Here is a 6816-nt window from a genome sequence, read left to right as displayed (position 1 = left end):
GGCCTCCGGCGTGCAGTGGCGCGCCGGAGACACCGCAGGCGGCCGCGCCGCCGCCTCCACCGAAAATCGGAGATTTTCGAGCAGCCAGCGTGCAGTAGCGCGCTGGCGACCTCGCGCGCGTTCCTCGCGCGCCGACCGCAACAGCTCCGCGCCGGGAGTTCGGTCCGACCGAAATCTCCCTCCTCGCCGGCCGTCGCTATATCTGTCCCGACCCGCGAACTTATCCGTGCGTGTCACAACCACACGAGTACGAATGACCCGAGACGTTTCCAGTCATTCGGAGGATAGAGGAAGTCGCCACACGGCGGCTGGCCGCGAAATTCTCCGGTGACGACGACCGCGCGCGTCGCGACGACGGCGCCCGCGACCCGACCGACGTAACGACAGTTTTCTCCGAGGCCGTACACAGCGAGGGCGTCCAGCTGCTGGACACGACGCTGCGCGACGGCGAGCAGATGCCGGGCGTCTCGCTGACGCCGTCGGAGAAACTCGACCTCGCCCGCGACCTCGACGCCGCGGGCGTCCCGCTCGTGGAGGCCGGCTCCGCGTGCACCTCCGAGGGCGAGCGCGAGGGGATCCGCCGCGTGGCGAACGCGGGCCTCGACGCCACCGTGACGAGCTTCGCCCGCGGCGTCCGCGCCGACGTGGACAGCGCGCTCGACTGCGGCGTCGACGGCATCAACCTCGTCGTCCCCGCCTCCGACAGACACGTCGAGACGAAGGTGGGCAGCGACCGCGACGCGGTCGTCGAGCGCACCGCCGACCTCGTGGCGTACGCGAAGGACCACGGCCTCTGGGTCGAGGTGCTCGGCGAGGACGGCTCCCGCGCCGACCTGGACTACCTCGAACGCCTGATGGGCGCGGGGCTCGACGCCGGCGCCGACCGCGTCTGCTACTGCGACACCGTGGGCGCGGCCGGCCCGGAGCGCACCCGCGAGGTCGTCTCGCGGCTGGCGGAACTGGGCCCGACGAGCCTCCACACGCACGACGACCTCGGCTTCGGCATGACGAACGTCCACGCCGGCCTCCGAGCGGGCGCGGACACCGTCCACGCCACCGTCAACGGCGTCGGCGAGCGCGCCGGCAACGTCGCGTTGGAGGAGGTCGCGGTCGCGCTCGACCGCGTCTACGACGTGGAGACGGTGGACCTGACCGGGCTCTACGACCTCTGCCGGGCGGTGGCGGACGCCACCGGCGTCGCGCTCCCGCCGAACAAGGCGGTCTGCGGCGCCAACGCCTTCGCTCACGAGTCGGGCATCCACACCGACGGCACGCTCAAGGACGGGGCGATGTACGAGCCGTACCCGCCCGAGACGGTGGGGCGCGAGCGACGGCTCGTCCTCGGCAAGCACGCCGGACGCGCGGGCGTCAGCGCCGCGCTCTCGGAGCACGGCGTCGAGGCGACGGACGACGAACTCGACGCCGTCGTCGAGCGCGTGAAGGACCTCGGCGACCGCGGCAAGCGCGTCACCGACGCGGACCTGCTGGCCATCGCCGAGGACGTGCAGGGCCGCGACCGCGACCGCCACGTCGAACTGGTGGACCTCTCGGCCACCTCCGGCTCCGGCCTCCCGACCGCCTCCGTCCGCCTGCGCGTCGGCGACGACGAGCGCGTCGCCTCCGGCACGGGCGCCGGCCCGGTCGACGCCGCGGTCGAGGCGGTCAGGACCGCGCTTCCGGATGACGGCGACCTGGCCGCGTTCGACCTCGACGCCTACCACGTCGACGCCATCACCGGCGGGACGGACGCGGTCGTGACGGTCGCGGTCGACCTCTCCCACGGCGACCGCTCGGTCTCCGTCGAGGCCTCCGACGCGGACATCACCCGCGCCAGCGTCGCCGCGATGGTCGACGCGCTCGACCGCCTCGCGGACGCGCCGGTGGACGAGCGGACGGCCGCCGCCGACTGACCCCTCCGGACGCCGCTGCCCGGACCGCGGGTCGGTATCCGGCCGGAACGACCCGGCGAAAGCGGCTCTTCTCGCGCCGGTTTAGATCAGCGCCGCGATCAGGGAGAACCCGGCCGGCATCGCGGCCGCGACGGCGGCGCTCGACCGGGAGAGGTCGTGGAACGACTCGCCGGCGGCCGCGAGGATCCACCACTCCAGCGCGACGGTCAGGAGCGAGGCGACGACGAGCCAGGGCTCGACCGTAGCGAGGGCGGCGAGCACGTCGTCCGCGAGCGCCTCCATGCCGGCAGCGGAGACGGTCGCCGAGCGCAACGCGCCGTACAGGAGGGCGAGCGCGGCGCCCATGCGGAGCAACTCCGGCACGAGCGCCCACGCGGCCGCGGTCAGCGAGGCGCCGAACCGGGCGCTCCCGCCCGCGAACCGCGCGGCGGCGTGGAACACGCCGGCCGAGAACACCCACCAGAGCAGGACGCCGAGGAAGCCGTAGTGGACGTACCCGCCGACCGCGTCGCGGAGCTCGGCGCCGGCGTCGACGTCGACGTACTCGGGCTCCTCGCAGCTCGACGCGAAGGGGCCGTCGGTCGCGGTTCCGCCGTCGGTTCCATCGCCGCCACCGTCGGTGCCGTGCTGCTCGCAGACCCACTCCGGCGGGCGGTCGGGGTTCTCGACGGTGACGGTCGCGTCGATCGTCGCGTCGAAGACGGCGCCGAGGGCGACGATTCCGAGGCTCACGCAGACCGCGACCGCGAGGACGACGACGACCGCGGTCCCGAGCGACGGCGAGCGGCGGTCGAAGAAGCGGTGCGGGGCGGTCGCGGCGCGGCCGAGGGCGGCGCGCAAGCGGGCGAACGTGGAGGGCACGGGCGACGCCTCTCGGCGCGCCGGCAAGGGTTTTTCGTCCGGCTGGGCCGGGGTTCGGCGGCGCCCGTCCCCGCCCGCTGGCGCGGCCACGCGCCCCGAGTAGCCACACCTAAAGCCGCGGCCACGCAGAGAGCGAGTATGAAGCAGGCCATCGTCGCTCGCGCGGACCTGGGAATGGGCGAGGGCAAACTCGCCGCGCAGGTCGCCCACGCCTCGCTGTCGGCGTTCCAGGACGCCGGCCGCCGGACGCGCAAGAAGTGGCAGGGCGAGGGACAGAAGAAGGTCGTCCTGCGCGGCGACTCCGAGTCGCAGCTGTTCGAGCTCGCGGACAGGGCGGACAAGGAGGGGATCCCCTACGCGATCGTCCGCGACGCCGGCCACACCGAGCTGGAGCCGGGCACCGTCTCCGCGCTCGCGGTCGGGCCGGCCAGTGACGACCTGATCGACCGCGTCACCGGGGACCTCCCGCTGTACTGATGCGCGAGGCCCACCCGGTCGAGCGCGCGGTCGGCATCGACCACTACGTCAGCGACGCGGACGGCATCGGGGGGCGTCTCCGCACCAGCCCCGAGGACTTCCGCGTCCGCGAACTGGAGGCGTTCTCGGTCGAGCCCCTCGAGGCGCCCACGGGCGCGTACCCCCACCTCGTCTGTCGGGTCACGCTCCGCGACTGGGACACGAACGACTTCGTCCGCCGCCTCTCGGACGCGATGGGGATCAGCCGCGAGCGCGTCTCGTGGGCGGGCACGAAGGACAAGCGCGCGGTCACGACCCAGTTGATCTCCGTCCGCGACGCCGCCCCCGAGGACCTCCCCGAGGTCCGCGACGCCGACATCGAGGTCCTCGGCCGCGCGGGACGCGCGCTCACCTTCGGCGATTTGGCTGGCAACGCCTTCGAGATCCGAGTCCGCGACGCCGCCCCCGACGCCCGCGAGCGCGCCGCGGAGATCGCCGCGGCCCTCCGCGCGTTCGCGGCGGGAGCGGGGAACGCTGACGAGGGGACGCCGCCCGACCCCGACGACCCGGTCGGCGTCCCCAACTACTTCGGCCAGCAGCGCTTCGGCAGTCGGCGCCCCGTCACCCACGAGGTGGGCCTCGCGGTCGTCCGCGGCGACTGGCGCGAGGCGGTCAGGCTGTACGCGGGCAACCCCCACGAGAGCGAGCCGACGGACACCCGCGAGGCGCGGGCGCTCGTCGACGAGCAGTTCGCGAGCGACGCCCCCGACTGGGACGCCTGCCTCGAGGCGATGCCGGGCAAGCTTCGGTTCGAGCGCGGCATGCTCCACCGGCTCGCGGAGGCGGACGCGCCCGCGGACGCGCCGGACGCGGCGTGGCGCGAGGCGCTCGAAGCGGTCCCCTCGAACCTCCAGCGGCTGTTCGTCAACGCGGCGCAGTCCGCCCTCTTCAACCGCATCCTCAGCGAGCGGCTGCGGCGGGGGCTCCCCTTCGGCGCGCCGGTCGCCGGCGACGTGGCGTGCTTCTCCGATACGGACGCCCCCGCGGAGCTGTACGCGCCTGACACCGACCGACTCCAGCGCGTCTCCGAATCGCGCGTCTCCATCGTGGAGCGACACTGCCGCCGCGACCGCGCGTTCGTCACCGCGCCGCTGGTCGGCACCGAGACCGAACTCGCGGACGGCGAACCCGGCGAGATCGAGCGCGAGGTGCTCGCTGAGGCGGGAGTCGAGCCGGCCGACTTCGACCTCCCGGGCGAGTTCGGCTCGACCGGGACGCGGCGAGCGATCCTCGTGAAGACGGACCTCTCCGTCGACGACGACCTCACCTTCTCGTTCGCGCTCCCGAGCGGCTGCTACGCGACGGTGCTGCTGCGGGAGTTTCTCAAGAGCGGGCCGCTCGACCTGTAGCGACCGCGTTACAGAAATCGGTCTGGGACGACCGGGTTACAGAAAACGCGCCCGTTCGACCGCGCTACAGCACGCCGACGACCACGACGCCGACCGCGAGCAGGACCCCGAGCGCGACGAACACGGCGTGCTCCGGGACGATGGACTCCGGTTCGATCGGCTCGTCGCCGGGACTCGTCTCCTCGACGACGCCGTCCGGCCCCACCTCGTCGATCGAGAAGCGCCAGTCGCCGCCCTCGTCGTCGGCCGCGTCCGCGTCGGCCGCGTCGCCGACGGGGTCGTCGCTGCGACTCATGAACGGACGTAGTCGACCGTCCGATAAATGGTTGGCGGGCTCCCCGTGGTTCGAAAACGCGCGGGGGTCGCCTCCCTGCGTGGCGGCTGCAGCCTACCTGTGTCGCCCTTCGGCGGTCACGTCGCCGTCGTAGACGACGCCGCGCTCGCCGTCCACGGTGACCACGTCGCCGTCCGCGACCGTCGGCGGGAGCGCCGCGCCGGAGATCATCGGGATGCCGAGCTCGCGGGCGACGACCGCGGGATAGCCGGTCATCCCTTCGCGGGCGTCGATGATGCCGGCCAGCCCGGAGAGGTCGCCGGAGAACTCGCCCTCGAAAGCGGCGTCGAGCGCGACGATCGAGCCGTCCGGGACTGCGTCGAGGTCGCCGTCGTCGGTGCGCGCGATCGGCGCCGCGACGTGGCCCGCGACCACGGCCTTCCCGGAGGCGAGCGTCTCGGCGGCGACGTGGACCTTCAGCGTGTTCGTCGTGTTGGTCCCCTCCAGTTCCGTCATCATGCCGGAGAGCACGACGAGCGTGTCCCCGGACTCGGCGGCGCCGGCCTCCAGCGCCGCGTCGACGGCGTTGTCGAGGACGCGTTCCATGTCCTCGGCGTAGTCGGTGTACTTCGGTCGGACTCCCCACGAGAGCGCGAGCTGACGGCGAACGCGGTCGTTCGGCGTCGTGGCGACGACCGGCACCGCCGGGCGGAACATCGCCGTCTTGCGGGCGGTGAAGCCGGACTCGGAGACGGCGACGACCGCGTCCGCGCCGATGTCCCGCGCGAGGTAGCGCGCCGACCGCGCGAGCGCCTCCGTCCGCGAGCCCTCGTCGGCGGTCGGGACGCGCTGTTCCCGCGTCTCGGCGTACTCGTCGCTGCCCTCGATCTCGCGGACGATCCGGTCCATCGTCTCCACGACGTTGACGGGGTCGTCGCCGATCGCCGTCTCGCCGGACAGCATCACGGCGTCGGTGCCGTCGAGGACGGCGTTGGCCACGTCGGACGCCTCCGCGCGCGTCGGCCGGCGGGAGTGGACCATCGAGTCGAGCATCTCGGTCGCGGTGATCACCGGGACGCCCGCGTTGACGCAGGTTCGGATGATCCGCTTTTGAATGACGGGAACGTCCTCCAGTGGACACTCCACGCCGAGGTCGCCGCGTGCGACCATCACGCCGTCGGCGGCGTCGACGATCCCCTCCAGGTTGTCGACCGCGCCCGCGCGTTCGATCTTCGCGATGACGGGGATGTCCTCGGCGCCGCGTTCCTCCAGCCCGTCGGCGATCCGGTAGACGTCTTCGGCGTCGCGCACGAACGAGGCGGCCACGAAGTCCGCCTCCGCGCGGGCGGCCAGGTCCAGTTCGGCCTCGTCGGAGGGGGTGATCAGGTCCACGTCGATGGCGACGCCCGGCAGGTTGACGCCCTTTCGGGAGCCGAGTTTTCCACCGGAGTCGATGCGGGCGATCACGTCCGCGCCCTCGACGCGCTCCACGGTCGCCTCGATGCGGCCGTCGTCGAGCAGCACCGTGTCGCCCGGCTCGGCGGCCGCGATGGAGTGAGTGAGCCCGACCGCGGTCGGCGTCGCGGTGGCGCCCTCGTGGAACCGCACCTCGGAGTCGGCCTCCAGTCGGATCGGCTCGTCGATCTCCGCGGTGCGGACCTCCGGCCCCTGCAGGTCGACCATGACCGCGAGCGGGTCGACGGTCGCGCCGTCGACCGCCCGTACGCGGTCGATCACCTCCTCACGGTGTTCGGTAGTGCCGTGGCTGGCGTTGAGGCGGGCGACCGACATGCCGGCGTCCGCGAGCGCGCGGATCGTGGCCCGGTCGTCCGACGCCGGACCCAGCGTACAGACGATCTTGGCGTTTCGCATACCCCTCGATTCGTCGGACGGCCGCAAAAAGCCC

General features: G+C 73.1%; 6 protein-coding genes. 3 read left to right on the top strand and 3 right to left on the bottom strand.

Annotated elements, in window-relative coordinates; genetic code table 11:
• The first annotated feature begins 308 nt into the window (after nt 1–308).
• A complete protein-coding gene (locus ACQE3L_RS03540; RefSeq protein ID WP_426962416.1) occupies nt 309–1910 on the top strand; it encodes a 2-isopropylmalate synthase in 1602 nt (533 codons plus the stop codon).
• A gap of 81 nt (nt 1911–1991) precedes the next feature.
• On the opposite strand, the gene ACQE3L_RS03535 is transcribed toward ACQE3L_RS03540, so the two are convergent.
• Entirely contained in the window at nt 1992–2771 is a 780-nt protein-coding gene (locus ACQE3L_RS03535) for a YIP1 family protein (protein WP_426962404.1), read from the bottom strand.
• 138 nt (nt 2772–2909) lie between these two features.
• On the opposite strand from ACQE3L_RS03535, the gene pth2 reads away from it, so the two are divergent.
• Complete coding sequence (pth2, locus tag ACQE3L_RS03530; protein WP_426962403.1) at nt 2910–3248, top strand: peptidyl-tRNA hydrolase Pth2; 339 nt, start codon at nt 2910–2912, stop codon at nt 3246–3248.
• Entirely contained in the window at nt 3248–4636 is a 1389-nt protein-coding gene (gene truD / locus ACQE3L_RS03525) for a tRNA pseudouridine(13) synthase TruD (RefSeq protein WP_426962402.1), read from the top strand. Before pth2 ends, truD begins: the two co-directional genes overlap by 1 nt.
• 64 nt (nt 4637–4700) lie before the next feature.
• Here truD and ACQE3L_RS03520 read toward each other — a convergent pair whose 3' ends face one another.
• Nucleotides 4701–4931, bottom strand: a complete 231-nt coding sequence (locus ACQE3L_RS03520) for a DUF7312 domain-containing protein (RefSeq protein WP_058365631.1) — start codon at nt 4929–4931, stop codon at nt 4701–4703.
• Nucleotides 4932–5024: 93 nt separating this feature from the next.
• Nucleotides 5025–6782 (bottom strand): pyruvate kinase, encoded by a 1758-nt coding sequence (pyk, locus tag ACQE3L_RS03515; RefSeq protein ID WP_426962401.1) that lies wholly within the window; start codon nt 6780–6782, stop codon nt 5025–5027.
• Between the last annotated feature and the right edge of the window lie 34 nt (nt 6783–6816).

Source organism: Haloparvum alkalitolerans (genome assembly GCF_050122995.1).
GTDB lineage: Archaea > Halobacteriota > Halobacteria > Halobacteriales > Haloferacaceae > Haloparvum > Haloparvum alkalitolerans.
Note: the sequence above shows the minus strand (reverse complement) of the source record. Positions and strands in the feature narration are given on the sequence as shown.